Source organism: Geobacillus sp. FSL W8-1251 (genome assembly GCF_038005945.1).
GTDB lineage: Bacteria > Bacillota > Bacilli > Bacillales > Anoxybacillaceae > Geobacillus > Geobacillus stearothermophilus.
The window spans coordinates 2691939-2718592 of the sequence record NZ_JBBOUF010000001.1 but is presented as its reverse complement, the minus strand read 5'-3'; the positions used below and the strand labels follow the sequence as shown (position 1 = coordinate 2718592).

Genomic DNA, 26654 nt, shown 5'->3' with positions numbered 1-26654 from the left:
TCCCGCCGGAAAGCAACAAAGTGTTTGCGTTCCGACCGGCAAACCTCTACAATGGTTTCATTGAAGAGACAAATTTGGTTAAAGCGAGGTACATACGGTGGACAACATGAATCCGAAATCGATCATCGTCATTTTCGGAGCGACGGGAGATTTGGCGAAACGGAAACTGTTTCCGTCCCTTTACCGCCTGTATGAAAAAGGGCATTTGAACGAGCAATTCGCTGTCGTCGGCGTCGCGCGCCGCCCGTTGTCGGCCGACGAGTTCCGGAACTATGTGCGCGACTCGGTCGAAACGGCGTTTCACCAAAAGCTCGCCGACGGCCGATTCACCTCCCATTTCTATTACCATCCGTTCGACGTGACGGAAGCCGAGTCGTATCAGCGCTTAAAGTCGCTCCTCGAACAGCTCGACGGCACATACAAGACCGAAGGCAACCGCATCTTTTATTTGGCGATGGCGCCGGAATTTTTCGGCACCGTTACTTCCCGCTTGCAGTCGGAAGGATTGACGGAAACGCACGGCTTTAAGCGGCTCGTCATCGAAAAGCCGTTCGGGCATGACTTGGCGAGCGCCGAGAAGCTGAATGACGAGATTCGCCGCGTCTTTTCCGAGCGGGAAATCTACCGGATCGACCATTACCTCGGCAAAGAAATGGTGCAAAACATCGAGGTCATCCGCTTTTCAAACGCCATTTTCGAGCCGCTTTGGAACAACCGGTTCATCGCCAACATTCAAATCACATTGAGCGAAACGCTCGGCGTCGAAGACCGCGGCCGCTACTACGACCATTCCGGGGCGTTGCGCGACATGGTGCAAAACCATATGCTGCAAATGGTCGCTCTGTTGGCGATGGAACCGCCGATCAAATTAACGACCGATGACATCCGCCATGAAAAAGTGAAAGTGTTGCGCGCCTTGCGACCGATTGCGCACGATGAAGTCGACCGCTATTTCGTGCGCGGCCAATACGGGCGCGGGGTGATCCACGGCAAACACGTGCCGGCGTATCGCGAGGAGCCGAACGTCGATCCGGACTCGAACACGGAAACGTTCGTCGCTGGAAAACTCCTGATCGACAACTTCCGTTGGGCTGGCGTGCCGTTTTACATTCGCACCGGCAAACGGATGGCGGAAAAATCGACGAAAATCGTCGTCCAATTTAAAGATGTACCGATGAACTTGTATTACCGGACGAATGAGACGATCGCCCCGAACTTGCTCGTCATCCACATCCAGCCGGACGAAGGGATCACCCTTCATTTAAACGGCAAAAAAACCGGGGAATCGACGACCATAACAGCTCCATTTCAACTCGACTATTGCAACAACTGCATCGATGGGATCAACACGCCGGAAGCGTACGAAAAGCTGCTGTACGACTGCATGCGCGGCGACGCGACAAACTTCACCCATTGGGATGAGGTAGCAGCGTCATGGCAGTTTGTCGACCCAATTTCTGAGGTGTGGGCGAACACAAAAGCTTCCGACTTTCCGAACTACGCGGCTGGCTCCATGGGCCCGGCGGCCGCGGACGAGCTGCTCAAAAAAGACGGCTTCCACTGGTGGCCGATCGAGCATCCGCGGCCATAACCGCGAATCGTTTGCGCCCGCCGCCCTTTTGGACAAGCGAGCATTATCTCTCATGCAAAGGAGCGAATGAACGATGAAGGTGTATGACGTCACGGCCCCGATTTACGAGGGCATGCCCGTATATAAAAACAAACCGGAAAAACAACCGAAGCGCACCACCGTCACCAACGGCTATGTGACCGAATCGCGCATTGACATGGACGTGCACACCGGCACGCACATTGACGCCCCTCTTCATATGGTCGAAGGCGGGGCGACGTTTGAAACGATTCCATTGGACGACCTCGTCGGCCCGTGCAAGCTGTTCGATTTAACCGATGTCAACGACCGGATCACGAAAGACGACATCGCGCATCTTGACATTCAAAAAGGCGACTTCGTTCTGTTTAAAACGAAAAACTCCTTTGATGATGCATTTAACTTTGAGTTTATTTTCGTCGCCGAAGACGCGGCCCGGTATCTAGCCGACAAACAAATCCGCGGCGTCGGCATCGACGCCCTTGGCATTGAGCGAGCGCAAGAAGGCCATCCGACCCATAAAACGCTCTTTTCGGCCGGCGTCATCATCATCGAAGGGCTGCGGCTGAAAGACGTCCCCGAAGGCCGCTATTTCATGGTCGCCGCTCCGCTCAAACTCGTCGGCACCGACGCCGCCCCGGCGCGCGTCTTGCTGTTGGACCGCGAGCCGTAAAAACAGCCGGTCCCCCGATGGGACCGGCTGTTTGATCATGTCAAATTGAATATTCGCCATGGCCGCCCTAAAGACTGGTAAAATGGCGGGGGCTTCCCCGCCTCTGTTTACAGCTCTTCCCCGTTCGTGCGAATGACGCGCTGGAACCAGTAGAAGCTTTTTTTGGCTCTTCACCACAAGTTGTACTTGATCATTTAAGGTAGGTGTGCATAGAGGAAATAGAGGGTACAAAAAATGCGAATTTTCCTGTATGGTAAAGGTGACCAAACCAAACCATGGAGGGAAATTCGCATGTACTCTCAGTTTATCAAAGAACTCATCGATTTACCAGATGTTTTGATTCAAAAGGTGCGAAAAGAAGGGGAACGTTGGATTTTCGAACTTTCTCTACCCGAACAATGCCCGTTATGTCCTGTCTGCTTGAAGCGCACGATCAAAATGACAGACAAAAAGAAGCAATGGATGCATGGCTATGCTCAGCGAATCGGAATTTTTTGGATCGAACTTCCTGTCGAGCGCAGACGTTGTAGCACGTGTGGCGTGACGTTCAGCACGTCGTATCCAGCCATCTCTCCTCGAAGTGTGGCGACGGATGCTTTTCAGCGATGGGTCGCGCAATCTTGCATCGGAACATCCATTCAGGCGGTGGCTCGTATGCTCAAGCTTCCTTACACGACCGTTGAACGATGGTTTTATACCCATGCCCCTTCCTTCCTATCGAATGACGTCCAACCAAAGGCGGTTTGTGTCGATGAGTTTGCTTTTCGAAAAGGGCACGACTATGGAGTGGCGATCATGGATGCCGAAACGGGAGAAGTGTATGCCATGGAAGCAGGAAAGAACGAGGAAGCCATTGGGCGTGCATTGGCTCATGTGTCTCGTTCCGTTCAGTATGTCGTGAGTGACTTGGCTCCAGCGATGAAAAAAGCGATTCAACGGGTTTGCCCAGAGGCGACACATGTCGTCGACTATTTCCATGTCATTCAGCTGTTTACCGATGCTTTAGAACGTTGTCGCAAATATTTGGGCAAAGGAGGCAAGAAACACGGAAATGTTCGTTACGTTTGCCGTTTATTGAGCCAATGCCCAGAGAAATTGACGGAGGAAGAACGTCAAATCATACGAGAATGGTGTAATGAAAGCGATTACTTAAAGTCTGTTTACCAATCGCTCCAACATGTTCGCTATGTGTTCAAAAGCAAAGATGAGCAACAGGCGAAACGTCGTTTGAACGCCTGGGTTCATAGGTATTTGTTTTGTCCTTGTTCTGCTGTTCGCGCCATCGCAAAATCACTCGTCAAACGAACAGACGAAATCATATCGTGCATTTTATCCCCTTATTCAAATGGGAAAATGGAGGGAACAAATAACAAGATCAAGCTGATGAAACGTCGGGGATACGGATACAGAAATATCCAGCGTTTTGCATTGCGGGTTCGGCTAGAAACAGCTAACATACTTTCATGACAGGTGCAAGTACAACTTTTGGTGATGAACCCTTTTTTTCTTATAGCGCTTCAAATCGCGCAAGTTCTCGTCGTCGCGGTTGACGAAAATGACGCCGTAGCGCTTGCGCATCTCCCCTTGCGAGCTTAACAAGTCGGTTGCTCCCCACATTAAATAACCGATCACCTCGACTCCTTCTTCCATCGCCATCTTCATTTGTTCGATATGGCGGCGCAAATAGTCGATCCGCTCATCATCTTCGACCGTGCCGTCCTCATTCAGCTCCTCCTCAAGCCCGATGCCGTTCTCGGTGATGAAAATCGGCATCTGGTAGCGGGCGTACACGTCTTTTAAGGCCATCCGCAACCCGATCGGATCGATCGCCCAGCCCCATTTCGTCTTTGGCAAATAGGGATTCGGTTCAAGCCCTTTGATGATCCGCTCATCCTGTTCCTGATGGCGGACGATTTGGCTTTGATAGTAGCTGAACGACAAAAAGTCGACCGTCTGCGAACGGAGCAACTCCTCATCCCCCGCTTCGAGCGGCAGGCAGATTCCTTTTTTCTCAAGCCGGTTGGTCACATAACGCGGATAGGCGCCGCGGGCGAACACATCAAAGAAGAAATCAAGGAACAGCTCTTTCGCCTGCACGTTCGCCAAAGCGTCTTCCGGCCGGCATGTCGCCGGATACGTCGTCAAATACGTCACCATCCCGCCGATCTTCGCCTCGGGAGCGATTTCGCGCAGCGCCTTCACGGCTTTCGCGTGGGCGATAAACACGTTATGACAGACGCGGTAGGCAAACGCTTCCGGGTCTTCGTCTTCCGGGCAGATCGCCCCCCATAAATACGGCTGTTCGAGCACTAAATTTTGTTCGTTGAACGTCAGCCAATAGTTCACTTTCCCGCGGTAACGCGCAAATACGGTGCGCGCGTACCGCTCAAACAAGTCGACGACTTTCCTTGATGCGAAGCCGTTGTATTTTCTCGCCAAAGCCAGCGGCAAGTCGAAATGGTACAGCGTAATGACCGGCTCGATACCGTTCGCCCTCAATTCATCAAACACAGCGTCATAAAACGCCAACCCCGCTTCATTCGGCTCCCCTTCCCCGTCCGGAAAAATGCGCGTCCAAGCGATGCTCGTCCGGTAGGCGGTAAAGCCGAGCTCCTTGAACAACGCAATGTCTTCTTTGTAGCGATGGTAAAAATCGACCGCCACTTTCCAGTCGGAATGCCCTTTTGGAATCGGGCGCGCATCCACGATCGACAGCCCTTTGCCGCCTTCGTTCCACGCCCCTTCCGTCTGGAACGACGTCACCGCCCCACCCCATAAAAAGCCGTCGGGGATGATCGATTTACGCTGTTGTGACATGGAAAGACCCTCCTATCTGTGAACAGACGTGTTTCAGTGATTGAACGCCTTGGAAAATTCACCTTTGGGCATCATCCTCATGATGACATATTTGCTTCTTTATAAAACGAGACGGGCGGAGGTACGAAGCCCGTCTAGACGTTGTGAAAACTGTTTCATGCGCTTTGGAGAGCACCAACGCTCCCAGCAATGGCAATTTTATCTTAATTAGGCGAGAAGACTCCCACTTCAACGAAGCGAAGCGGAGTAAGTGGGAGATGAATCGCCTTAACTATATTTTGCTGAAAATAGGATAGATTCAGTAAAATATAGACGGCAGATCATTCATCATTGATGGGCGGAGATTAAAAAGTATAAATCAATGGTTTAACAAAGAAAATGCCAGACTTCAAAGCATAAAAGATAAGCAAAAAATCAAAGGCACCACTCGTAAACAGGATGTCAATGGCGCATTAAACATCTTAAAGAAAAGTAAAGCTGTAGACCTGAGTGTCTTATGCTCTAGCGGCGAAGTGGACACGCCTCAAAGAATAAGGATTGCTTGAAGCAGTCAAACTTCTTTGGAAGCCCCCACTTCAAATTTTCGCTAGAAAATTAAGTGGGGGTAGTTCACTGAGACAGTTTTTGCTTAATCAAATAATGGTTCGTAGCCACTTTTCGATACGTGAAGATCATTCCATCATCTCCAGCCGTTGCGAGCAACGCTTCAGATGACAAATCGGCGATTTTCGTTCCTGTTGCCCGGTTATAAATGGCACGGCTGGTGATGATATATTGACGGCTCGCCGCCCGCAGCGGCTCCGGAAATTCAGCGGCCACCAATGCGCCGGGCTGGGCTGGATTGATGCGCGCCTTTCCGTAAAAAATCTCCCCGCCGTTCATAAAAAAGGCATCATCCCCTCCAGGGAAGGACAATAGTTGCGAAACATGCCAATCGGAAAGCCGCACCGCATACAGATCATGATCCGATGTTCCTTCCTGTCCGACATACAATACATTTTGTTTTTCGTCATACCCAATCAACGGATTGATGAATACCTTTGGGATTCGCCATTGTTTTTTCGTCTTCATATCATAAACGGCAATCGATCCCGTCAACGTGCGGCTATTGTCCGTGAAGAAAATTTTCCCGTCCCCGATCGCCAATGAACGCGGAGCAGCGATCAGCGGCACCGTTCCAAGAAACCGCATTGTTTTGGCGTCGTAAATCGCCATTTTCGTCGCTCCCGATAGCGCAACATACACCTTGCCGCCATCAATTTTTACATCCGTCGGCTGCGGTCCGGGATGAATTTCTTTCACCATTTTCATGTCGCTGGCGCGAATGACAAACAGTTTGCTGTCTTCGGCGGACAACACATACAACCATCCGGTCGACGAATCATAAGCCAAATGGGAAATGGGGACATTGGTGAAAGCATAATGGGACGATCGAACATAATAGCTCTCATCGGCCGGCAATGGATATTTATAAATTCGATTTTCCCCTTCTTTGATCAAATACAAATTGTACTTTGCATCCATCAACGCATAGTTCGTCGGGAATGGAAGCGCGTTTATCTTAGCAGAGGTGTAACGGTCATACACCGCCTTATTTGTCACCACGTAGGCCCCTTGAACATCTAAAACGGGGCCGTTATAACAGTCGTGCACCATGTTGATATTTCCGGCATCAATGCGCCTTCCCGCAAAAAACACATCGCTTCCGTCAACGATGAGCGGATGGATGGGCGCGCTGCCTCTCGGCCCTTGATACGAAACTCGCTTCACCACCTTCAAATCGGACAGGCGCAATACCGCTAAATCAGGAATGGAAACATTGCGGCCGATGAAGGCCAGACCTCGCTTCTCATCGAAAAACAACGTATTTTCCTCTGAAAAAACGGAAAAAAAGTTAGGATCAGCAATCAGCCGGCTTGTTTGGCGTTTCGCCGCCAAATCCCACATGTACATCTCATACGTCGTCTTCCCGCGCCCGTACTGCTTTCCGAAAGTTACGATTTTGTTGCCTAATAGGCCAAACGGCAATCCGTTATACGGGGCTCGTTGAATCAGCCGTTTTGTTTTGACGTCAAAAACGTCTATCGATGTTTCAGACGGCACATACAGCTTCCCGTCCCGCAAAAGAAGAGTGACCGACCGCTGGGCATATTTCCGCCATAAAGCGCTGTATGCCCGCAGAGAAACGGGTTCCTGCTTTTTGATCGACAATGTGCTCGCTTCAATAAATAATAACATCCCCTTTTCCGTGAGCGCATAAATATACCCATTTTGATCATCCATGACCCAATCGAGCACGCGCCCAGGAAGCTGTTGCGTACGCGGTCCGGCCGCTTCCGCTTTAGCGGAAGGAAACACATGGAAAAGACAGATAAACAAGAAGAGACAAAATAAAAAACCTTTCCTAAATGTTGTTCCCATTCCAATCCCCCGTCAAACAATGATTTCTAATTCCTTCCTTATACATTCCTTGCGCATAGCATAGCTCAAACAATCGAGCACCGACATTTGACCATTCCTTATCCATCCTCAATATCCATGATAGCCCACCGTTGATCATCACTTCAAGCTCTTTTTGCCATACGCCCCCTGTTCGGCCGCATGCACCAACTGCCGCCGATCACGAACAGCGGCCATCGCTTTGCTGTGTAATGCATTTTCATGCTTTCCCTTTTGAACCTCCTTTCCCCCGAACGGTGAAACAAATATAATGAAAACGGAACTCCCAATAGAAACAAGTGGGGTGAGGCAAAATTGAACATTTTGCTCATTGAAGATGATGTGACGTTGTTTCAAGAAATCAAAGCACGTTTGGAACAATGGTCGTACGACGTTTGCGGCATCCGCGATTTCGGTCGTGTGATGGAAGAGTTTTCTGCTTGCAAGCCGCACTTGGTGATCATCGACATCCAGCTGCCGAAATTTGACGGGTTCCACTGGTGCCGCCAGATTCGTGCTCATTCGAACGTCCCGATTTTGTTTTTATCATCGCGCGACCACCCGACTGATATGGTCATGTCGATGCAGCTTGGAGCTGATGATTACATCCAAAAGCCGTTTCATTTCGATGTGCTGATCGCCAAAATCCAAGCGCTGCTCCGCCGCGTGTACAACTACAATGCCGGACCCGTTCAGCTGCAAACATGGTGCGGGGCAACGGTCGACTATGAAAAAAGCACAGTCTCAAATGAACACGGAACAGTGGAGCTGACGAAAAACGAGCTGTTGATTTTGAAACATTTATTGGCCAAGAAAAACCAGATCGTTGCTCGGACGGAGCTGATCAAACGGCTATGGGAAGACGAACGGTTTGTCAGCGACAACACGCTGACCGTCAACGTCAACCGCCTGCGGAAAAAACTCGACGAACTCGGTTTGGGCCGCTTCATTGAAACGAAAATTGGGCAAGGCTATATGGCTACGGAAGAAGGGAGCCACTGATGATCAAAGACTATTTGTGGGAACGAAAAAGCTGGATGGCCCTCTTTCTCTTTCTGGAGCTGTTCATCCTGTTTGTCGCTTATCTGGATCCGACGATTCCGCTCTCCTCCATCCTTTACATCGTCTTTTTAACGACTATCATCTTTGTTGTCTTTGTCATCATCCGTTGGAAAAAAGAAACGGCATTTTATCAACGTTTGCAAGAGTGGGAGCGCGGCCTCGATCCCGTCTCTGCCCTGCGGGCGGCAAGCCCACTGGAGAAGATCGTCGAACGCGTCCTCGCCAGCCAAACGGACCAATGGAAACAGGAGCTGAAAGAACACCTCGCCACGTTGGAACAAGAGAAAGATGAACTGTTGTCATGGATTCACGAAATGAAAACGCCGCTGACGGCCATGCGGCTCATCATCGAACGGGTCGGGGACGAAAACACGAAAGCGCAACTCTTGTACGAGTGGCTGCGCATTCATCTACTTCTTGATCAGCAACTTCATCAACGACGGCTTCCACACATGGAAAACGACTTATATATCGAACAAGTCGAGCTTGAGCCGCTTCTCATCAATGAGATTAAACCGCTGCAATCGTGGTGTATGCAAAAAGGCATCGGCTTTGACCTTCAATTGGACGTCCGCTCCGTCCTAAGCGATGCCAAATGGCTTTCTTTTATCATCCGGCAAATCATCACGAATGCGGTGAAATACAGCGAGTCATCTGACATTGTCGTGAAAAGCTTTATGAAAAACGGCCATGCCCGCTTGCAAATTCAAGATTTCGGCTTGGGCATTGATCCAAAGGACTTGCCGCGCATTTTCGAGAAAGGATTCACCTCCACCACCGAACACCAAAATGAAGCGGCGACGGGGATGGGGCTGTATTTGGCGAAAAAAGCCGCCAAACCGCTTCTTCTTGACTTTCATGTCGAATCCACGCCCGGACGCGGAACGACATTTACGATCCTATTTCCACAAGAAAATGACATCATCCGCACGCACCGCATGTGACGATTTTGTCACACGCGGTTTCGTTTTGTTCGGCCAAACGCAGGAAAAAACCAACCCCATTGCTTATGATAGAAACGAAGGAGGGAAAACGAGATGGTCATATTGGAAGCAACCAACATCTACAAAACGTACGGAACGAAAAAGAACCTACAAGAAGTGCTCAAAGGCATCGATCTGCGTGTGGAGAAGGGGGAATTTCTCGCGATCATGGGGCCTTCTGGATCAGGGAAAACGACGCTCCTCAACGTTCTTTCCTCAATCGACCGGGTGAGCGAGGGCGCTATTTTCATCGAAGGAAACAACGTCGTCGCCATGAAAGACCGAGAGCTGGCAGAATTTCGCAAACGCCATGTCGGATTCATCTTTCAAGAGTATCATTTGCTTGACACGCTGACGGTGAAGGAGAACGTCCTTTTGCCTTTATCGATTACGAAAACGCCCAAGCGAGAAGCGGAAAAGAAATTTGCAGAATTGGCGGCTGAACTTGGCATCACTGACATCCAAAACCACTATCCGAGCGAAATTTCTGGTGGGCAAAAACAGCGCGCTGCGGCGGCGCGGGCGTTCATCCATGAACCGAGCATCATTTTTGCCGATGAGCCGACGGGCGCACTCGATTCAAAATCGGCTTCCGATTTATTGCACAAGCTGCAACAACTTAATAAAAAACGGAAGACGACAATCATCATGGTCACCCACGATCCGGTCGCCGCCAGTTTCTCAGGCCGTGTCGTTTTTATCAAAGACGGACAATTGTATACGCAACTGTATAAAGGAACGGAAACGCGGCAGCAATTTTTCCAAGCCATTATGCAAACGCAAGGCGTGCTGGGCGGTGTTCGGCCATGAGCATGAAGCAACTCCTGTTCCGCAACTTGAAACAAAACATCCAACATTATTATTTGTACGTGTTTGCCTTGATGTTTGCTTCCGCCTTGTATTTCGCGTTCGTGACATTGCAGTACGATCCATCGCTTGATGCCATCAAAGGGGGAGTGAAAGGCGCGGCGGCCGTCCGCACAGGCGCGGTGCTTCTTATCGTGATTGTCGCCGTCTTTCTTTTGTACGCCAACGCCCTGTTTATCAAGCGTCGGAGCCATGAGATCGCTCTTTTGCAGTTGATCGGCATGACGAAACGAAACATCTTTTTGATGCTGGCGGCCGAAAACGTCATTCTTTATTACGGCACACTGATCATCGGCATATTGGTGGGATTTGCCGCTTCCAAGCTGTTGATGATGATTTTGTTTAAAATCATCGATATTCCGCTAGCGGCATCTCTCTCCTTTTCTGGACGAGCATTGGTGCAAACGTTGATTGTGTTCAGCGTGATTGATGTTCTCATGATGGGGATGAACCGCTTGTTTCTCAAAAAACAGACGATTTTATCCTTGTTCCGCACTACATCCACAACCGAAGCAAAACACGTATCCGTATGGAACATGGTCGTAGGGATGGTGGGGATCATCCTCATCGGCAGCGGCTATGGTATATCGACGAAATTGTTTAGCAGCGACTGGAAGAGCGTTCAAGGATTATTCATGGCCATGGCGTTCATTTTAGGCGCTGTCATCATCGGCACCTATTTATTTTTCAAAGGAACGATCAGCTTTCTGTTCCACCTATGGCGAAAACAAAAAGGTGGCTATTTGTCTATCAACGACGTGCTATCGGTATCGTCGCTCATGTTTCGCATGAAATCGAACGCGTTGCTGCTTACGATCATCACGACCGTGTCGGCCATCGCGATCGGGTTGATCTCACTAAGCTATATTTCCTATTATTCAGCCGAGCAATCAGCCAAAAACAACGTCGCCGCCGATTTCGCGTTTACGGACAAAAAGGATGCCGCCCGTTTTACGGCGGCGCTGCGATCTCATGATATTCGCTATCGGGAAACGATGATCGATGTCATCGAAGCACCGACTGATATTTCGATGATTTTAGACATCGCTGATCAAAGCCGGCTCCAGTTTCAGCCGTCCGCCGCGCCGCTATCGGTGATCAGCGACACAAGTACAGGCCGCATCGATGTCAAGCCTAATGAAGCACTGCTGACGGGATATCAGGACATGCTCCGTCAATTCTTGCCGTTTAAAGAAACGGGAACGATTCGCTTAGAAGTAAACGGCTGCATGGTCCCACTTCATTACCTTGGAATGAAAAAAGACTATTACGTCAACTACCATTTCACGTACGGCACGCCGACTGTCATCGTCGACCAAACAATGTTTGATCATTTGCAAAAAGAAACCGATCCACAAAAGAAAAAGGTGCATATCGGAATTCATCTGACTGACGAAACAAATATTGAACGGGCTGATCAGTTGTTTCAACGCATGGAGTTTTCCTCCATCGCCGATTCGCGCCTGATGATGAGCCGCCACCAAAAGCAAACGTTCGGATTGATCATGTTTGTCGTCACCTTTTTAGGACTCGCCTTTTTGGTCACATCCGGCTGCATTCTTTACTTCAAGCAAATGGGCGCCGGCGAAGAAGAGCGGCCGAATTACACCATTTTGCGCAAACTGGGATTCACCGAAAAAGACTTGCTCGGGGGCATTCGGCGGAAACAGCTGTTCTACTTTGGCATTCCGTTGTTGCTGGGATTGTCCCATAGCTATTTCGCTGTCCGTTCCGGCTGGTTCTTTTTCGGCACCGAACTGTGGACGCCGATGTTGACGGTGATGGCGATTTACACGGTCTGCTATTCGCTGTTTGGCGTGTTGTCCGTTCGTTATTACAAAAAGCTAATTCGCGAGGCGCTTTAAAACGATGCAGCGAGTGAGGGAAGAACCAAAACCGTTCCAACGTTCGCCCACTCGATCAGTGGTCATCCCATTCTGAAGATGCAGTTCCAGTTGACGGAACGAATTTTAGCTTTATCGAACACGAAAAGCCCTTAGAGTAGCGAATGACTCTAAGGGCTTTTTTCTTATTTCAACCATTCCGTATGGAAAATGCCTTCTTTGTCGACGCGTTCGTACGTGTGGGCGCCGAAGTAGTCGCGCTGCGCTTGGATTAAGTTGGCTGGGAGCACCGCGGTGCGGTAGCTGTCGTAATAGGCGAGGGCGCTTGCGAATCCTGGCACTGGAATGCCGCGCATCGCCGCGGTGGCGACGATTTCGCGGAGCGCGTCTTGGTAGCGTTCGACAATGTCTTTGAAATACGGATCCAAGAGCAAGTTCGAAAGCGCTGGATCACGGTCGTACGCCTCTTTAATTTTTTGCAAAAATTGCGCGCGGATGATGCAGCCGCCACGGAAGATCATGGCGATATCACCGTACCGCAAGTTCCAGTTGTATTCCTCAGAAGCCGCCTTCATTTGCGCAAACCCTTGGGCGTATGAGCAAATTTTGCTCATATAAAGCGCGCGGCGCACGGCTTCGATGAAGTGGGCGCGGTCGCCTTCAAACGGCTTCACCGCTGGGCCTGCGAGCACTTTGCTTGCTTTCACGCGCTCGTCTTTCATCGCCGAGAGGAAACGGGCGAACACCGATTCCGTGATGATCGGCAGCGGCACGCCCAAATCGAGGGCGTTTTGGCTCGTCCATTTGCCCGTCCCTTTTTGCCCAGCTTTGTCCAAAATGAGATCAACAAGCGGCTTGCCTGTTTCTTCATCGATTTTCGTGAAAATGTCGGCCGTAATTTCAATCAAGTAGCTGTTCAATTCGCCTTTGTTCCAGTCGGCAAACACTTCGTGCAGCTCTGCAGCATCCATGCCGAGCACATGTTTGAGCAAGAAGTACGCTTCAGCGATCAGCTGCATGTCGCCGTATTCGATGCCGTTATGCACCATTTTAACATAATGCCCGGCGCCGTCCGGACCGATGTACGTCGTGCACGGTTCGCCGTCGACTTTGGCGGCGATGGCTTCAAAAATCGGGCGCACGAGCTCATGCGCTTCTTTTTGGCCCCCTGGCATGATCGACGGGCCTTTCAGCGCCCCTTCCTCGCCGCCCGAGACGCCCGTGCCAATAAAGTGGATGCCAAGTTCGGCGAGTTCTTTGTTGCGGCGCTGCGTATCTTTAAAATACGTATTGCCGCCGTCAATTACAATATCGCCTTTTTCCAAATGCGGCTTCAGCTGTTCGATCGTCGCGTCCGTCGGCGCTCCGGCTTTGACCATCAGCAAAATTTTCCGCGGTTTTTCCAAGGCGTTGACGAATTCTTCGATGCTGTATGTACCGACAATGTTTTTTCCTTTCGCTTCTTGCAAAAACTCGTCCGTTTTTTCGCGCGAACGGTTGTAGACCGCCACTGAATAGCCTTTGCTTTCAATGTTCAACGCCAAGTTTTTCCCCATGACCGCCAGTCCGATGACGCCGATTTGCTGTTTCGCCATGATTCAACGTCCCTTTCCGTTTTTTTGTTTGTTCATCAAACAACATACCATACGTTTACGTTTGCCTGCAAGTTTTTCTAAACCGATTTAGGAACGAGTCTGCACGACGGATTTGTTTGCCATTTTCATATTGAAAATGAAAGGGGCGCAACGCCCCTCATGCTTAGTAGCCTCCATAGTGCGGGCCGTATGGGGAAAACGGATAGTGGCCATCATACATCCCGTATGGAAAATGGTGATAGCCGCCGTAGCCCCCGTGCCAATAAGGATAGTAGCCATACGGATAGTGGCCGTAGCCGCCAACGTACGGCGGATAAAAGCCGCCCATATACGGACCGAACGGTCGAACCATGGAATGCGCCTCCTCTTCATGAGTTGAAGTTCATTTCCATGATTAGGATATGAGCGGAAGAAAAAAACGGTATAGGCAAACACCTATACCGTCTCTCCTGCCCGGACAGCGGCTTGGGCAGCGGCCACCTGCTCGCGAATCTCCTCTGCCTCGTCCAAATGGGCAAACAAGACACGCGGATCCAGCACCGTGAGCAGCCGCTCCGGCAGCGTCGCGATCCCGACGACATACGGCGTTCGCTCCGCGGATACGAGTTGCAGCGGTTTGATGACTTCCGGTTCAATATCGACAATTTCCTTTGCTTCGTCAACGATAAACGCCACCGACAACCCGTCGACCGCGGCGACGACAAGACGCGTCTGCTCGGTTTCCTCGATCGCTTTCCCATATAGAAGCTTTCGCATATCGAGCACCGGCACAAGCTCGCCGCGGATGCGCATGACGCCGGCCATATAGTCCGGCATATGCGGAACGGCGGTCGGCGCTGTCATTTTTTCAATCGAGACGACATACGCGATCGAAACGGCGTACTGTTCCCGCTCAACGCGAAAGATGACGTATTTGTCCATTCCCCAGCCCTCTCTTCTTCACATCTTGCCTTTGCTTTTTTTATCGGCAGCTTTCATCCTACTTTTCAGCGCGAATGTTCTCCGCTCGAGAAAAAGAGCATCCAGCCTCGGGATGCTCACTCGGCATTGGCGACTTCTTCGACAATGGCGATGACCATTTCCGTCAGTTTGACCAACTCTTCAATCGGCATCCGCTCGTTCGTCGTATGGATCTCTTCATAGCCGACAGCGAGGTTGACCGTCGGAATGCCGAAGCCGGCGATGATATTGGCATCGCTGCCGCCGCCGCTTTTCTCCAGCTTGCACGGCCGGCCGATTTTCGCCGCCGCCCGCTTGGCGATCTCGACGACGTGGTCGCCGTCGCTGAACTTGAAGCCTGGGTACATCACTTCGACCTCGACATCGGCGCGGCCGCCCATTTCTGCGGCGACTGTTTCAAACGCTTCTTTCATTTTCGCCACTTGCGCTTCCATTTTTTCCGGAACGAGGGAACGGGCTTCCGCTAAAATATCGACGCGGTCGCAGACGATGTTCGTTTGCGTGCCGCCTTCAAAGCGGCCGATGTTGGCCGTTGTTTCCTCGTCGATGCGGCCGAGCGGCATTTTCGCGATCGCTTTCGCCGCAATCGTAATGGCTGACACCCCTTTTTCCGGCGCCACACCGGCATGAGCGGTTTTGCCATGCACAACGACTTTCAGCTTCGCCTGCGTCGGGGCGGCGACGACGATGTTGCCGACTTTGCCGTCGCTGTCCAAGGCATAGCCGTATTTCGCTTGGATGAGCGACGGATCGAGCGCCTTCGCCCCGACAAGCCCCGACTCTTCTCCGACGGTGATGATAAACTGGATCACGCCGTGCGGGATGTTTTGCTCTTTCAACACCCGAATCGCTTCCAACATCGCCGCCAAGCCCGCTTTATCATCCGCGCCTAAAATCGTCGTCCCGTCGGTGACGACATAGCCGTCTTGAATCGATGGCTTCACGCCTTTGCCCGGCACGACCGTATCCATATGCGACGTGAAATAAATCGGATCCACCCCGTCTTTCGTCGCCGCGAGCGTGCAAATCAAGTTGCCTGCCCCATGCCCCGTTTTCGCGGCCGCATCGTCTTCGATCACATCGAGGCCAAGCGCTTCAAACTTTTGTTTGAGCACTTTCGCAATGTCCCTTTCATGCTTCGTTTCCGAATCGATTTGCACGAGTTCAAAAAATTCGTCGACAAGACGCTGTTCATTGACCATCGCTTTTTTCCTCCTGCTTATGTATTCCACCTTAAGTATACCGAAATGTTCCGCCAAGAGCCAAACCAGACGCCGGAACGATCGGCACGCACAGCGCTGACAGCCACGTTCGCAATGCGCCAGCGCGAGCTCCCGGGTTCGACAGACGAAAAAATCCGTAAGCAATGGGAGACATAGCAGCGGAATGAGCCTGATGGATGCGAATCCGTATGCGAAAATAGAGGCCAAGCAACAAAACGGGGCCCCTTGACCCCGTTTTTACAGCGGAATATTGCCATGCTTTTTCTTCGGCCGCTCCTCGTGCTTGTTTCGAAGCATCTCGAGCGCCTGAATGAGCTTGATTCTCGTATCGCGCGGGTCGATGACGTCATCGATCATGCCGTATTTGGCGGCGACATACGGATTGGCGAATTTCTCGCGGTATTCGGCAATTTTTTGCGCCCGCGTTTCTTCCGGATTCGGACTTTTTTCAATTTCGCTCGCGAAAATGATGTTCACCGCCCTTTGCGGCCCCATGACGGCCACTTCGGCGTTCGGCCACGCATAGACGACATCGGCGCCGATCGATTTGCTGTTTAAGGCGACGTACGCGCCGCCGTACGCTTTCCGCAAAATGACCGTAATTTTCGGCACCGTTGCTTCCGAGTAGGCGTACAAAATTTTCGCCCCATGGCGGATGATGCCGCCGTGCTCCTGCTTGACGCCCGGGAAAAAGCCGGTGACGTCCTCAAACGTAACGATCGGGATGTTGAACGAATCGCAAAAACGGATAAAACGCGCCGCCTTGTCGGACGAATCAATGTCAAGCCCGCCGGCCATAAACTTCGGCTGGTTGCACACAAGCCCCACCACTTCGCCTTTGATGCGGGTAAAGCCGATCACGATGTTTTTGGCGAAATCTTTTTGCACTTCCAGAAACGATCCGTCATCGACGACGTGGGCGATGACGTGGCGCACATCGTACGGGCGGACGGCGTCAATCGGCACGACATCAGCCAAATCGGGGCGGTAATCGTCCCCGTCCGGAATCGGGCCAAACGGCGGCTTTTCGTTATTGTTTGACGGCAAATAGCCTAAGAGCCGCCGCACCTCGGCGAGCGCTTCCTCTTCATTCGCCGCCGCAAAATGAGCGTTGCCGCTGATCGTGTTGTGCACGCGGGCGCCGCCTAAATCTTCGGCGCTGATTTTCTCCCCGGTCACCGCTTCAATCACTTTCGGGCCAGTGATGAACATTTGGCTCGTTTTTTCGACCATGAACACAAAATCGGTGATAGCCGGCGAATAGACGGCTCCACCGGCGTACGGCCCCATGATGACAGAAATTTGCGGAATGACCCCGGAGTAAATGGCGTTGCGGTAAAAAACGTGCCCGTACCCGTCCAGCGACAAGACCCCTTCTTGAATGCGGGCGCCGCCCGAATCGTTCAAGCCGATGACCGGCGCCGCGTTTCGGCGCATCTTGAATCATGCGGATGCCGTGCTCCTTCAGCTCACGGATGCGCTCGGTGATGTCTTCCACCCCAAGCGCCACATGCTGAATCCCTTCGCCGCGCTTCTCGATAACTTTCGCCACCGCGCTCTCTGCCGACAGCGGCTCAAGCGGCTCCAGTTTCGCCTCTCCCGCCTGCAAAAACGCCACTTTCACCTGCTCCGACTCGACTTCCTCGATGCCGAGAAACGGCAGGCCGAGCACATCTGCATAAAACGGAAGCGCTTTCTAAATCGAGCGGACGGCGATGCCGATATGGTCGACTTTTTTCACGTGCATCGTCTGCAACCCCTTTGCCGCAAAATGATGAGGCCAACGTTTTATTATTCGCCGTTTCGACAAAAAATCCTGCTTTTTTTGTTTTTCTTTGTCTGCGCAACGGTCAAGCCATGGAGCGGTTCGTTTCATCTCTCATCCTGCTTTTTTCCTTGTCCGCTCCGCTGTTTGCCGTTACAATAAACGTAGAACAGCGGACGGAAGGAGGACGGACCGTTGTCGCGCAAAACGCAAAAATTCGTGGTTTACTTGATGCTCATTTGCATGCTGCTGACGACGCTCCTTGCCGGCATCAGCCTATGGTTTTAACCCGGCAAAAAACGCAAGCTCCGAAACAGGAAGCTTGCGTTTCTCATTGGATGGCGCCGTATCGCTTGGCAATGTCGTAAAACGACTCGTTGCTGCGGAGAATGAGCACGCGTGCGCCGATCGGCACTCGCTCGTACAAATGCTCGACATCGCGGTTGTGCATACGCACACAGCCTTGCGAAGCGTAGCCCCCGATCGATGCAGGGTTGTTTGTTCCATGGACGCCATAGATGCGCCCATCCGTCCCGCGCGCATCAAAACCGATCCACCTTGTGCCGAGCGGATTGTTCGGCGCTCCGCCCGGGATGTTCTTTTTCCGATAATACGGGTGTTTCGCCTTTACCGTCACGGTAAACATTCCTTCCGGCGTCAACGCCGCATTCACCCCGGTCGCCACCGGATAGACGGCTTCGATGCGGCCGTCGCGGACGAGCGCGAGCTTATTGATCGCTTTGTTCACAATGACAAGCGGCTTCGCCTCCGCCGCTGTCTGAAAAGGAGCCCCCAATACTTCGGCAATCACGAGACAAATGGCCAACCATACCCGCATATCCGTCCATCCTTTGCTTGAGCGTTTGGCTATAGTGTGCGCCAAAACGGATGGACATATGCCCTGCATCATGCCTTCAGCCGCTGCGGTTTTCGTTCATTTCCGAGATGGAATTCGCTTTTGATGATTAAATATCGCTCCAATTCGCGCACCAAATGAAACAACGCCGCCTGCTCTTCAAACTGTTCGCTCGTCGTTGACAGCGGCATCGCCTTAAACTGTTCGCGCATCTCGGCAAGGCGCCGCAAAAACCGATCGGCCGTATTTCCCGGGTGAATGGCATCGCTTAATTCGTCGATAAAATCGGCGACCATCATCCGCTGCTCGACCGTGTAGACAAGCGATGTCACAAGCGGAAGCATATGCTCGATGATTTCCAACTGCCGCTCGCGCATGCGGAAGTAGCGGACATATTCATCCTCATTCCGCCATAATTGATTGTCGGCGTGGCGCATGGCGAGCTTTTTCGCTTTGTCGAGCGTCTCCGCCGCAAGCGGCAGCTCCTTCCCATCCCAATCAAGCTCATTTGTGCGCAAGTAGCGGACGATTTCTTTTAAAATAATGCGAAACAAATCTTCGACAATGCACTGGTACTCTTTGAGCTGCTTCTCGGCGCTCGGCATATACATGTTCATCAGCAGCGCTACCCCAATGCCAACCGCTACCAGCAAGATCTCATTGGCGACCAATCCCCACGTGATGTCCCCGGCCGCATACAAATGCAAAATAATGACCGAGCTTGTCGCAATGCCTTCATTGATTTTCAAGCGAACCGTCACCGGAATGAACAACAAAAGCAACAGCCCAATCGTCCACGGATGATAGCCGAAGACGGTAAAAAACAACGCCGCAAACCCGATCGCGACAACGCACGCCGCAAAACGAGCCCGGGCGGTCTCAAGCGACCGCTTTTTCGTCACTTGGACGCATAAGATGACGATAATGCCGGCAGAAGCGAAGTTATGAAGACCGATGAGCTGAGCGATGGCAATCGCCAGCGCCACCCCCACCGCCGTTTTCAATGTCCGATAGCCGATTTTCATCGCGAGTCTCCTTTGCCAATGGTTGCCGACTTCATTGTACCGATGACGGCCCTTTCGGTGCAAGGAAAAACGGACAATCCTGGCCTCCGCTCCGAAGCCGATCTGTCCCAACAGGCGCAAAAGGACAAAAAAGGCGGCTGTCCGCTCATGCAGGGCAGGCCGCCTAGGCTCACGACGGAGATTTCTCATAAATCGTCTTCCCGTCGCGCTCGATTTCGCGCCGGATCGCTTCGTTCAGCGCGTCGAAAAAGAGCACATCACATGAGTAAATGCCGACAATCTCGTCAAGATCCTCTTTGATTTTCCACTTCTGTTTTCCGGTCTAGTCAATGCACAAGTCAATGTCCGAGTTGTAGCGGGCCATGCCGCGCGCCCGCGAGCCGAACAAAACGACTTTTTGTATATCTTCTTCGCCCGCGAAATACGCCATCAGCCGTTCAAACACGGTCGGGCTCATTCCATACATCACGGTCGATCACTTCTTCTTTGATGTTTTGCAGTAGCGTTTCGATTTCGTGGACATATTCATTCATCTGAAATCAAACATGCCTACTTCAGAAAACAGTGAACAGACTAAATCACTTCTAACGATATTTCATGTAGCATATCGAGATCTTGCGTCTGGCAAGATGGGAGGAGCTCACCGTAGACACTTATATTTACTTTCCGCTGTGGAAAAGCCTCAACATGAATTGATTCAATTCTCGCCATATAACGCCCGTTATTTTGAATAAGGTTAAACATAAACTCGCTATAGAAAGCAGGAATATACACGTTCATAATAAAATACATACTTATCCCCATCGTGTAATAAGTTTCCAATATGATATCGCTGCCGAGTACATTCATTTTGCCAAATTAACCAAAGCACAAAAGGGCGCATCGCTTATTTCACCTCCATATACCAATTTACGAGCCATTCTTTTCGATACAGTAATAATTTTAATACCGATTCTTTGTAAATTTTACTCATGACATTTTCTGAAACACCATCTAAAACAGTTGTGACTTGTTGCTCATTTATTTGACTGATACGATCAATTTCCTTCTTCATTTCTATTATCACAAACAATAATGGTCATGCAAAAACCCGAAGTCCCTTTTCGAACTTCGGGTTCTCCTTTCACACTTCCTCGCAATATTCGTCAAACAGCGCCTGCAGCTTTTGCACGACGGCGACCGGTTCGTGCCCTTCGATGTCGTGGCGGTGGAGCATGGCACACAGTTTTCCGTCTTTTAACAACGCGAACGACGGCGAGGACGGCGGCTCGCCGACAAAATACTCTCGCGCGCGGGCCGTTGCTTCTTTGTCTTGGCCGGCAAAGACGGTCACCAAATGGTCCGGGCGCTTGTCGTAGTAAACGGCATGGGCCGCTGCGGGACGGGCGATGCCGCCGGCGCAGCCGCATACGGAGTTGATGAGGACAAGCGTGGTGCCCGGACGGCGGAATGCCGCATCGACGTCTTCCGGCGTACGCAGCTCTTCAAATCCGGCTTCGACCGCTTCACGCCGCGCTTGTTCGACGATGTCGTGATAGAGCGGAAATTGAAATTGGAACATCTCAACACCTCCTTCGGTTTGCCTTTATCATATCATACTTCGCCGCCGAGGCTCCGTTCGTATGCTTCAATCAGCTCGCGGACGGCGGCGGTGACCGGCTTGGCGCCGGAAATGACGCTGTTCTCGAGCATCGGAAGCTTCTCTTTCACGATCGGGTCGGCGAAAAAGCGCGTTTCGATATATTCTTTATCATGGCGTGCATCCAGTCTTTTTGCTGCTGGCGGCGGCGCCGTGCTCATACAAAAACGCGTAGTCTTGCGGCGGGATGACGCCGCCGACAAAAACGAGAATGTCGCCGCGGCCGATTTTTTCAAGCTCCGCCACAAGCTGCGGCACAAGCGTTTTATGTTCACCGGCGAGCGAGCTGATGCCGACAGCGTGCACGTCGTTTTCGACCGCCTGGCGCGCCGTTTCTTCCGGCGTTTGAAAGAGCGGGCCGATGTCGACGTCAAACCCTAGATCGGCAAACGCTGTGGCGACGACTTTCGCCCCGCGGTCATGCCCATCCTGTCCCATTTTCGCAATCAAGATGCGCGGACGCCGCCCTTCCAGTTCGGCGAACTGCTCCACCCGCCGCTTCACCCGTTCGAGCTGGATTTCGTTTTTGTATTCCGAGCTGTACACGCCGCTGATCGAGCGGATGGCGGCGCGATGGCGACTCGCCACTTTTTCGATCGCGTACGAAATTTCCCCGAGCGTCGCCCGGACGCGCGCCGCTTGGACGGCAAGCTCAAGCAAGTTCCCTTCGCCCGTTTCCGCCGCTTTTGTAATGGCGGCAAGCGCCGCTTCGATCTGCTCGCTATCGCGCGTCGCCTTGAGCTCGTTCAGCCGCTCGATTTGCCGCTTTCGCACGGCGGTGTTGTCGACTTCCAAAATGTCGATCGGTTCTTCTTTGTCCGGGCGGTATTTGTTCACGCCGATGATCGTTTCCGCTCCTGAATCGATGCGCGCTTGGCGGCGGGCCGCCGCTTCTTCGATGCGCATTTTCGGGATGCCCGTTTCAATGGCTTTCGCCATCCCGCCCAAGCTTTCAATTTCTTCGATATGCACCCACGCCCGCTTCATCAACTCGTTCGTCAACGTCTCGACGTAATACGAACCGGCCCATGGATCGATCGTCCGGCAAATGCCCGTTTCTTCCTGCAAGTACAGCTGCGTATTGCGGGCGATGCGCCGTGAAAACTCATCAGCGAGTCCGACATCTTTGCGACATCGCTCATTCCGATCCCCCTTTGCCTTCCAGACATAAGAAACCGCTTTCTTTTCAAGCCGCACCTTTCCCTCTCGAACCCGTCTGCTCAGAACAAAACGCTGATGACGCTTCGTGTGGGAAAAACGGTTTCTATGTTTATTGTAGTACATCGGCCGCGTTTGGACAATGAACAAAAAGGCAAACAACTTGCTGATGCCACCATTTCGCCATGAAATGGAAAACAAAGCGGTCAAAAAAACATGAACGATCCCGAAATGGCTCGATGACTTGGCGAAACAACACCATCTCAACGATTCACAAATCCTCCAAGAAGCCCTGAAAAAACATGAAAGGAAGAGGGCGTTGTTGCATGCTCTCTTGGACGATGCTCCCTCGTCCCCCTCCAAATCGCCGCTTAGCGAAAATCTCAACTGCCATTTATTCATTGGAAAATGTTTCGCAAATCGATCACGAAATCCTTCAATACATGAACCAAAACGGCGTCATCCCGGTTGTACACTCCATGAAGTTCCAATCTTCCTGTTTTTCCGCGCAAATACACTTCCACCACTTGATTCGCCGGGTCAACGATCCAATATTCCTTCACCCCGGCCCGCTCGTACGCGATCCGTTTGTCCATCCGGTCGATTTTGGCCGTGGCGGGGGACAAGATCTCGACGACCAAATCCGGAGCCCCGACAATGCGGTTTTTTTGAATTTTGTTTTTGTCGCAGATGACGACAAGATCGGGGCATACCCAGTTTCGGACGTTTTCATCCATCCATCCCTTTCGATGATCTTCGAAAAGATACACATCGATCGGGGCGGCCAACACGCGGCAATCCTTCCCACGAAGATGCATCCCGAATTCAATGGAAAGTTGGAGCGAAACGGATTGATGTTCCGGTGTCGGCGACGGCGCCATGCTGATGATGTTCCCATCCAACACCTCGCACCGTTTTCCTTCCGGCCATGTCGCATACTCTTTGTAGGTCATAGGGGCCTGTTCCTTTTCTGGTGAATCCATATCCTCCACCTTCCTCCTAATTTTATATTGATTATACACCATCCATTCCTGTATCTTGAACGATGTTTATTCCTCTTCCCGAACGAGCGGCAGGCGGACGAATACGGTCATCCCGCGTCCAAGGTCGCTGTCGAACCAAATCGCGCCGTCATGAAGAGAGACGATTTGTTTGACGATGGCAAGCCCCAAGCCGGTGCCGCCTTCTTTGCGAGTGCGGGCGCGATCGACGCGGAAAAAGCGCTGGCCGAGAAACGGGAGCTGGTCTTTTGGAATGCCTTTGCCCGTATCTTGGACGACAAGCTCGCCTTCCGCTTCCGAAAAGCGGGAAAGCCGCACCGTCACCACACCGCCTTCTGGGGTGTAGCGGATGGCGTTGTCAAGCAAGTTGCGCACGACTTGTTCGAGCCGGTCGGCGTCGCCGTTGACGATGATGTCATAGTCCAACTCGCACGCCAGCTCGATCCGCTTTTGCGCGGCGATCGGTTCGTACGTGGCGATGACATCTTCGATCACTTGGGCGAACGCCACCGGCGCGCGCTCGAGCGGCACGCTTTGCCCTTCAAGGCGCGCCAGGTCAAGAAGATCGCGCACCAGCCGCTCCATCCGCTCCGTTTCGCGGCGGATGAGGCGAAGGTACGCCTTTTCTTCTTCCTTCGTTTTCGCGAGGCCAGCAAGGAGCGCTTCGCTGTATCCTTTCATATAGCTGAGCGGCGTGCGCAGCTCATGCGAGACGTTCGCTAAAAACTCGCGCTTCCGCTCGTCTTCTTTAGCAATGGCGTCCGCCATTTGGTTGAACGCCTCCGCCAGGCGGCCGATTTCATCATCGCTCCGCACGGGGATGTCCGCTTCGTAGCGTCCTTCCGCCATGCGTTCTGCCGCTTGTTCCATCGCCTGCAGCGGCTCGGTCATCTGCCGCACCATCCGTCGGCCGACAACCAAAAGCGCGGCGGCGAATATGGCGGCCAACGGCCAAAACGCGGCGGCCGCCCGCTTCGTTGCTTCCTGAACGTCGGCTAACGGCAAATACAAGTAAATCGCTCCTTCAAGCCGCTTGCCGTCCAAAAGCGGAACGACGACCGCCATCACGCGGCGGCCGAACCGCTTTTCGTATCCCGTTTTGACAACAGGCTTCCCGGCTAACAATGTTTCCCGGTCGCGGCCGCTGACTAACGCGTCATAGTGGACCGGAAACGGAAAGCAGGCGCTCAGTTCGCGCGGGTTGTCAATCAATAAGATCGTGGCCGTTGATTTTTCGTCATACCATTCGATTTGACGGCGATATGCCTCCGTCACCGCCCCGCCGCGATAGTCGCGGGCGAGGCTCGTCCCTTCCGCGATCAACGTTCGCTCAACTTCTTTCATGTACACCGTCCGGTAAAAATAATTGAGAAGACCAAAAGAAAACGCCAGCGTCACCACGACCGCGGCGCCGATCGACAGCCATAGTTTTTGTCCTAACCGAAGCCGTTTCATGTTCATCCCTCAAACTTGTAGCCGATGCCCCAGACGGTTTGGATATGGCGAGCGGCGTCTTTCAGCTTCATGCGCAGCGTTTTCACATGCGTATCGACCGTGCGAGCGTTTCCTGTATAATCATATCCCCACACTTTGACGAGCAAGTCGTCGCGGCTGAACACCTGACCGCGGTGCTTCGCCAAAAACAGCAACAGCTCAAACTCTTTCAACGTCAATTTCACCGGTTTGCCGCCAACGGTCACGGTTCGGCCTTTTTCGTCGATGACAAGGTCGCCAAATTGCAGCCGTCCGTCGTGCTCGCGGACACGCTGCACCCGGCGCAACACCGCCTCAAGGCGGGCGATGAGCTCTCCCGGGCTGAACGGTTTGACGATGTAATCGTCGCCTCCCAGCTTCAATCCTTTCACTTTGTCCCATTCTTCGCCAAGCGCGGTCAAAAACAAAATCGGCACGTCCGACTGCTCGCGGATGCGGGCGCAGACGGCGAATCCGTCCTGTTTTGGCATCATGACGTCCAACAGCACGGCATCAACCGGATGTTGCGAAAGCAGCACCAGCGCTTCTTCCCCGTCCCCTGCTTCGAGGCAGCGAAAGCCGGCGTTTTCCAAATACATGCCAACGAGCAGGCGCATTTCTTCTTCATCATCGACGATTAAAACGGTTCGTTCGCTCATGTTCGTCCCTCCCGAATGAATAGTTGCAGCGGGCCGTCTCCCGTCTTCCAACGGACAAGCGGACGCAACGTCGCCTCATCGACCACGATGATTTCATCGCTGTCATAGCTCGCGATATACAAACGACCGAACGCCGCTTCCATCGCAAATGGATTGGCGCCGACAGACGCCGAAGCGAGTTTCTTTCCATCTAGGGAAAATTGGTAAACTGTGTTGGAGCCATGGCTTAGCACAAACACGCCGCGGCCTGTTTCGACGAAATCGACCGGCATGACCGGAGCGGCGATCGTCCGGAGCAAGCGGCCGTCTTGCAGTGAGTAGACATGAATGTTCGTTTCCACACGGCTTCCGCTGCCGTGCCCGCCGACCCACAGCTCCTCTTGTCGCTCGCGCACCACTCCGCCCAAGGCGAACTTCGGCACGGCGAACGAACGGATGACGCGGCGGCGGTCCACATCGATGATCCACGTCCGTTCGTCTTGAAAATCGATCACATACAACCTCGTTCCAGCGCGATTGACCAGCAGCGTCATCGGGGAGCGTCCGACCGAAAGGCGGGCGATTTCTTTCCCGTCCCGGCTCACAACGCGCACCGCGTGATGGGTGCTGTCGCCAAAAAACCACGTGCGGCCATCCGGAGATGGAGCAGCGCTCACAATGCCGCTTCCTATTTTCCATTCGCCAAGCAGCTTCCCGGTCGCGAGATCGTACCGATAGACCCCGTCAAGATCCCGCCCGTACAAAAAAAGCGTCCGGCCGTCTGGGCTCAACACCCCGCCTTGAAACGGCTGATCAATGTTCCAGCGGGCGATTTTGCCGCCATTTTTCGCGTTCAAAAAGGTGACCGTTTCCGCTTTGACATCGAGACTGATGACGACCGACAGCGAATCAGCGATCGGAGGAAACGATGTCTTCGCGCAGCCGCTTAGCATAAAGAACAAACACAACAGCATCCATACGCTCTCTCGTTTCATCTCGAGTTTCTCCTTCACCTATTCGTTTCTGC

21 protein-coding genes and 6 pseudogenes are annotated in these 26654 nt (G+C 52.4%); 10 read left to right on the top strand and 17 right to left on the bottom strand.

From position 1 onward, the window contains the following. The first annotated feature begins 97 nt into the window (after positions 1–97). The 3 genes from zwf to NSS88_RS14315 all read left to right on the top strand — a co-directional run bounded on the left by zwf (position 98) and on the right by NSS88_RS14315 (position 3749). On the top strand, positions 98–1591 hold the full coding sequence (zwf, locus tag NSS88_RS14325) for a glucose-6-phosphate dehydrogenase (RefSeq protein WP_061580546.1): 1494 nt from the start codon (positions 98–100) through the stop codon (positions 1589–1591). Positions 1592–1664: 73 nt separating this feature from the next. Then, positions 1665–2282: a cyclase family protein gene (locus tag NSS88_RS14320; RefSeq protein ID WP_061580547.1), complete on the top strand. Its 618-nt coding sequence runs from the start codon at positions 1665–1667 to the stop codon at positions 2280–2282. 291 nt (positions 2283–2573) lie between these two features. Further along, on the top strand, positions 2574–3749 hold the full coding sequence (locus NSS88_RS14315) for an ISL3 family transposase (RefSeq protein ID WP_050367897.1): 1176 nt from the start codon (positions 2574–2576) through the stop codon (positions 3747–3749). Here the strand turns inward: NSS88_RS14315 and NSS88_RS14310 are convergent. Next, entirely contained in the window at positions 3744–5099 is a 1356-nt protein-coding gene (locus tag NSS88_RS14310; RefSeq protein ID WP_341085131.1) for a glycoside hydrolase family 1 protein, read from the bottom strand. The two genes, NSS88_RS14315 and NSS88_RS14310, sit on opposite strands and share 6 nt — an antisense overlap. A 311-nt stretch (positions 5100–5410) precedes the next feature. Between NSS88_RS14310 and NSS88_RS14305 the strand changes: the two are divergent. Continuing rightward, positions 5411–5644: pseudogene (locus tag NSS88_RS14305) on the top strand (transposase); the annotation flags it as partial. A gap of 64 nt (positions 5645–5708) precedes the next feature. Here the strand turns inward: NSS88_RS14305 and NSS88_RS14300 are convergent. Next, the gene (locus NSS88_RS14300) at positions 5709–7520 is read right to left on the bottom strand and encodes a YncE family protein (protein WP_011231821.1); all 1812 of its coding nucleotides are present in this window, start codon (positions 7518–7520) and stop codon (positions 5709–5711) included. A gap of 333 nt (positions 7521–7853) precedes the next feature. On the opposite strand from NSS88_RS14300, the gene NSS88_RS14295 reads away from it, so the two are divergent. The 4 genes from NSS88_RS14295 (at position 7854) to NSS88_RS14280 (ending at position 12315) form a co-directional block, all read left to right on the top strand. Next, the gene (locus tag NSS88_RS14295) at positions 7854–8540 is read left to right on the top strand and encodes a response regulator transcription factor (RefSeq protein ID WP_015375336.1); all 687 of its coding nucleotides are present in this window, start codon (positions 7854–7856) and stop codon (positions 8538–8540) included. Further along, positions 8540–9544: a sensor histidine kinase gene (locus NSS88_RS14290; RefSeq protein WP_049624858.1), complete on the top strand. Its 1005-nt coding sequence runs from the start codon at positions 8540–8542 to the stop codon at positions 9542–9544. Before NSS88_RS14295 ends, NSS88_RS14290 begins: the two co-directional genes overlap by 1 nt. Positions 9545–9637: 93 nt before the next feature. Then, complete coding sequence (locus tag NSS88_RS14285) at positions 9638–10393, top strand: ABC transporter ATP-binding protein (RefSeq protein ID WP_015375338.1); 756 nt, start codon at positions 9638–9640, stop codon at positions 10391–10393. After that, positions 10390–12315, top strand: a complete 1926-nt coding sequence (locus NSS88_RS14280) for an FtsX-like permease family protein (protein WP_061580544.1) — start codon at positions 10390–10392, stop codon at positions 12313–12315. Before NSS88_RS14285 ends, NSS88_RS14280 begins: the two co-directional genes overlap by 4 nt. 164 nt (positions 12316–12479) lie before the next feature. On the opposite strand, the gene gndA is transcribed toward NSS88_RS14280, so the two are convergent. From gndA to NSS88_RS14250, 6 genes and pseudogenes are all read right to left on the bottom strand, one after another. Further along, entirely contained in the window at positions 12480–13889 is a 1410-nt protein-coding gene (gndA, locus tag NSS88_RS14275; RefSeq protein ID WP_055358713.1) for an NADP-dependent phosphogluconate dehydrogenase, read from the bottom strand. A gap of 163 nt (positions 13890–14052) precedes the next feature. Then, complete coding sequence (locus NSS88_RS14270; protein ID WP_061580543.1) at positions 14053–14241, bottom strand: hypothetical protein; 189 nt, start codon at positions 14239–14241, stop codon at positions 14053–14055. A gap of 83 nt (positions 14242–14324) precedes the next feature. Continuing rightward, positions 14325–14810 carry a chemotaxis protein CheW gene (locus NSS88_RS14265; protein WP_341085127.1) on the bottom strand — a complete coding sequence of 162 codons (486 nt, stop codon included), beginning with the start codon at positions 14808–14810 and terminating at the stop codon, positions 14325–14327. 116 nt (positions 14811–14926) lie between these two features. After that, positions 14927–16051 carry a tripeptidase T gene (locus tag NSS88_RS14260; RefSeq protein ID WP_049626387.1) on the bottom strand — a complete coding sequence of 375 codons (1125 nt, stop codon included), beginning with the start codon at positions 16049–16051 and terminating at the stop codon, positions 14927–14929. Between the two features lie 258 nt (positions 16052–16309). Further along, positions 16310–17503: pseudogene (locus NSS88_RS14255) on the bottom strand (acyl-CoA carboxylase subunit beta); the annotation flags it as partial. Then, a pseudogene (locus NSS88_RS14250) lies at positions 17487–17819 on the bottom strand (VOC family protein); the annotation flags it as partial. The pseudogenes NSS88_RS14255 and NSS88_RS14250, both read right to left, overlap by 17 nt. Before the next feature lie 213 nt (positions 17820–18032). Between NSS88_RS14250 and prli42 the strand changes: the two are divergent. Next, a complete protein-coding gene (gene prli42, locus NSS88_RS14245; protein ID WP_152908485.1) occupies positions 18033–18125 on the top strand; it encodes a stressosome-associated protein Prli42 in 93 nt (30 codons plus the stop codon). 43 nt (positions 18126–18168) lie between these two features. Here the strand turns inward: prli42 and NSS88_RS14240 are convergent, their stop codons facing one another. The 5 genes and pseudogenes from NSS88_RS14240 to NSS88_RS14215 all read right to left on the bottom strand — a co-directional run. After that, the gene (locus NSS88_RS14240; RefSeq protein WP_049624854.1) at positions 18169–18675 is read right to left on the bottom strand and encodes a L,D-transpeptidase; all 507 of its coding nucleotides are present in this window, start codon (positions 18673–18675) and stop codon (positions 18169–18171) included. A gap of 68 nt (positions 18676–18743) precedes the next feature. Continuing rightward, on the bottom strand, positions 18744–19718 hold the full coding sequence (locus NSS88_RS14235) for an aromatic acid exporter family protein (protein WP_033016459.1): 975 nt from the start codon (positions 19716–19718) through the stop codon (positions 18744–18746). A 169-nt stretch (positions 19719–19887) separates the two neighbouring features. Next, positions 19888–20184, bottom strand: a pseudogene (locus NSS88_RS14230) (nucleotidyltransferase family protein). A gap of 657 nt (positions 20185–20841) precedes the next feature. After that, positions 20842–21279, bottom strand: a complete 438-nt coding sequence (locus NSS88_RS14225) for a BrxA/BrxB family bacilliredoxin (RefSeq protein WP_049624851.1) — start codon at positions 21277–21279, stop codon at positions 20842–20844. A 219-nt stretch (positions 21280–21498) separates the two neighbouring features. After that, positions 21499–22467, bottom strand: a pseudogene (locus tag NSS88_RS14215) (methylmalonyl-CoA mutase family protein); the annotation flags it as partial. Between the two features lie 217 nt (positions 22468–22684). On the opposite strand from NSS88_RS14215, the pseudogene NSS88_RS14210 reads away from it, so the two are divergent. Next, positions 22685–22819, top strand: a pseudogene (locus NSS88_RS14210) (type II toxin-antitoxin system HicB family antitoxin); the annotation flags it as partial. A 94-nt stretch (positions 22820–22913) separates the two neighbouring features. Here NSS88_RS14210 and NSS88_RS14205 read toward each other — a convergent pair. From NSS88_RS14205 to NSS88_RS14190, 4 genes are all read right to left on the bottom strand, one after another. Continuing rightward, entirely contained in the window at positions 22914–23498 is a 585-nt protein-coding gene (locus tag NSS88_RS14205; RefSeq protein ID WP_049624849.1) for a Uma2 family endonuclease, read from the bottom strand. A 66-nt stretch (positions 23499–23564) separates the two neighbouring features. Beyond that, positions 23565–24971, bottom strand: coding sequence for a sensor histidine kinase (locus NSS88_RS14200; RefSeq protein ID WP_049626386.1), 1407 nt, complete (start codon positions 24969–24971; stop codon positions 23565–23567). 2 nt (positions 24972–24973) lie between these two features. After that, positions 24974–25648, bottom strand: coding sequence for a response regulator transcription factor (locus NSS88_RS14195; RefSeq protein ID WP_049625109.1), 675 nt, complete (start codon positions 25646–25648; stop codon positions 24974–24976). After that, positions 25645–26622 carry a YncE family protein gene (locus NSS88_RS14190; RefSeq protein ID WP_049625108.1) on the bottom strand — a complete coding sequence of 326 codons (978 nt, stop codon included), beginning with the start codon at positions 26620–26622 and terminating at the stop codon, positions 25645–25647. The genes NSS88_RS14195 and NSS88_RS14190 overlap by 4 nt, the downstream gene beginning before the upstream one ends. Positions 26623–26654: the final 32 nt, after the last annotated feature.

What these genes read in the sequence shown, in the direction of transcription:
- NSS88_RS14320 (WP_061580547.1), top strand. Translation starts at nt 1,665, where the DNA reads ATGAAGGTGTATGACGTCACGGCCCCGATTTACGAGGGCATGCCCGTA.
- NSS88_RS14315 (WP_050367897.1), top strand. Translation starts at nt 2,574, where the DNA reads ATGTACTCTCAGTTTATCAAAGAACTCATCGATTTACCAGATGTTTTG.
- NSS88_RS14310 (WP_341085131.1), bottom strand. Translation starts at nt 5,099, where the DNA reads ATGTCACAACAGCGTAAATCGATCATCCCCGACGGCTTTTTATGGGGT.
- NSS88_RS14300 (WP_011231821.1), bottom strand. Translation starts at nt 7,520, where the DNA reads ATGGGAACAACATTTAGGAAAGGTTTTTTATTTTGTCTCTTCTTGTTT.
- NSS88_RS14290 (WP_049624858.1), top strand. Translation starts at nt 8,540, where the DNA reads ATGATCAAAGACTATTTGTGGGAACGAAAAAGCTGGATGGCCCTCTTT.
- NSS88_RS14285 (WP_015375338.1), top strand. Translation starts at nt 9,638, where the DNA reads ATGGTCATATTGGAAGCAACCAACATCTACAAAACGTACGGAACGAAA.
- NSS88_RS14280 (WP_061580544.1), top strand. Translation starts at nt 10,390, where the DNA reads ATGAGCATGAAGCAACTCCTGTTCCGCAACTTGAAACAAAACATCCAA.
- gndA (WP_055358713.1), bottom strand. Translation starts at nt 13,889, where the DNA reads ATGGCGAAACAGCAAATCGGCGTCATCGGACTGGCGGTCATGGGGAAA.
- NSS88_RS14270 (WP_061580543.1), bottom strand. Translation starts at nt 14,241, where the DNA reads ATGGTTCGACCGTTCGGTCCGTATATGGGCGGCTTTTATCCGCCGTAC.
- NSS88_RS14265 (WP_341085127.1), bottom strand. Translation starts at nt 14,810, where the DNA reads ATGGACAAATACGTCATCTTTCGCGTTGAGCGGGAACAGTACGCCGTT.
- NSS88_RS14260 (WP_049626387.1), bottom strand. Translation starts at nt 16,051, where the DNA reads ATGGTCAATGAACAGCGTCTTGTCGACGAATTTTTTGAACTCGTGCAA.
- NSS88_RS14240 (WP_049624854.1), bottom strand. Translation starts at nt 18,675, where the DNA reads ATGCGGGTATGGTTGGCCATTTGTCTCGTGATTGCCGAAGTATTGGGG.
- NSS88_RS14235 (WP_033016459.1), bottom strand. Translation starts at nt 19,718, where the DNA reads ATGAAAATCGGCTATCGGACATTGAAAACGGCGGTGGGGGTGGCGCTG.
- NSS88_RS14225 (WP_049624851.1), bottom strand. Translation starts at nt 21,279, where the DNA reads ATGTTCCAATTTCAATTTCCGCTCTATCACGACATCGTCGAACAAGCG.
- NSS88_RS14205 (WP_049624849.1), bottom strand. Translation starts at nt 23,498, where the DNA reads ATGGATTCACCAGAAAAGGAACAGGCCCCTATGACCTACAAAGAGTAT.
- NSS88_RS14200 (WP_049626386.1), bottom strand. Translation starts at nt 24,971, where the DNA reads ATGAAACGGCTTCGGTTAGGACAAAAACTATGGCTGTCGATCGGCGCC.
- NSS88_RS14195 (WP_049625109.1), bottom strand. Translation starts at nt 25,648, where the DNA reads ATGAGCGAACGAACCGTTTTAATCGTCGATGATGAAGAAGAAATGCGC.
- NSS88_RS14190 (WP_049625108.1), bottom strand. Translation starts at nt 26,622, where the DNA reads ATGAAACGAGAGAGCGTATGGATGCTGTTGTGTTTGTTCTTTATGCTA.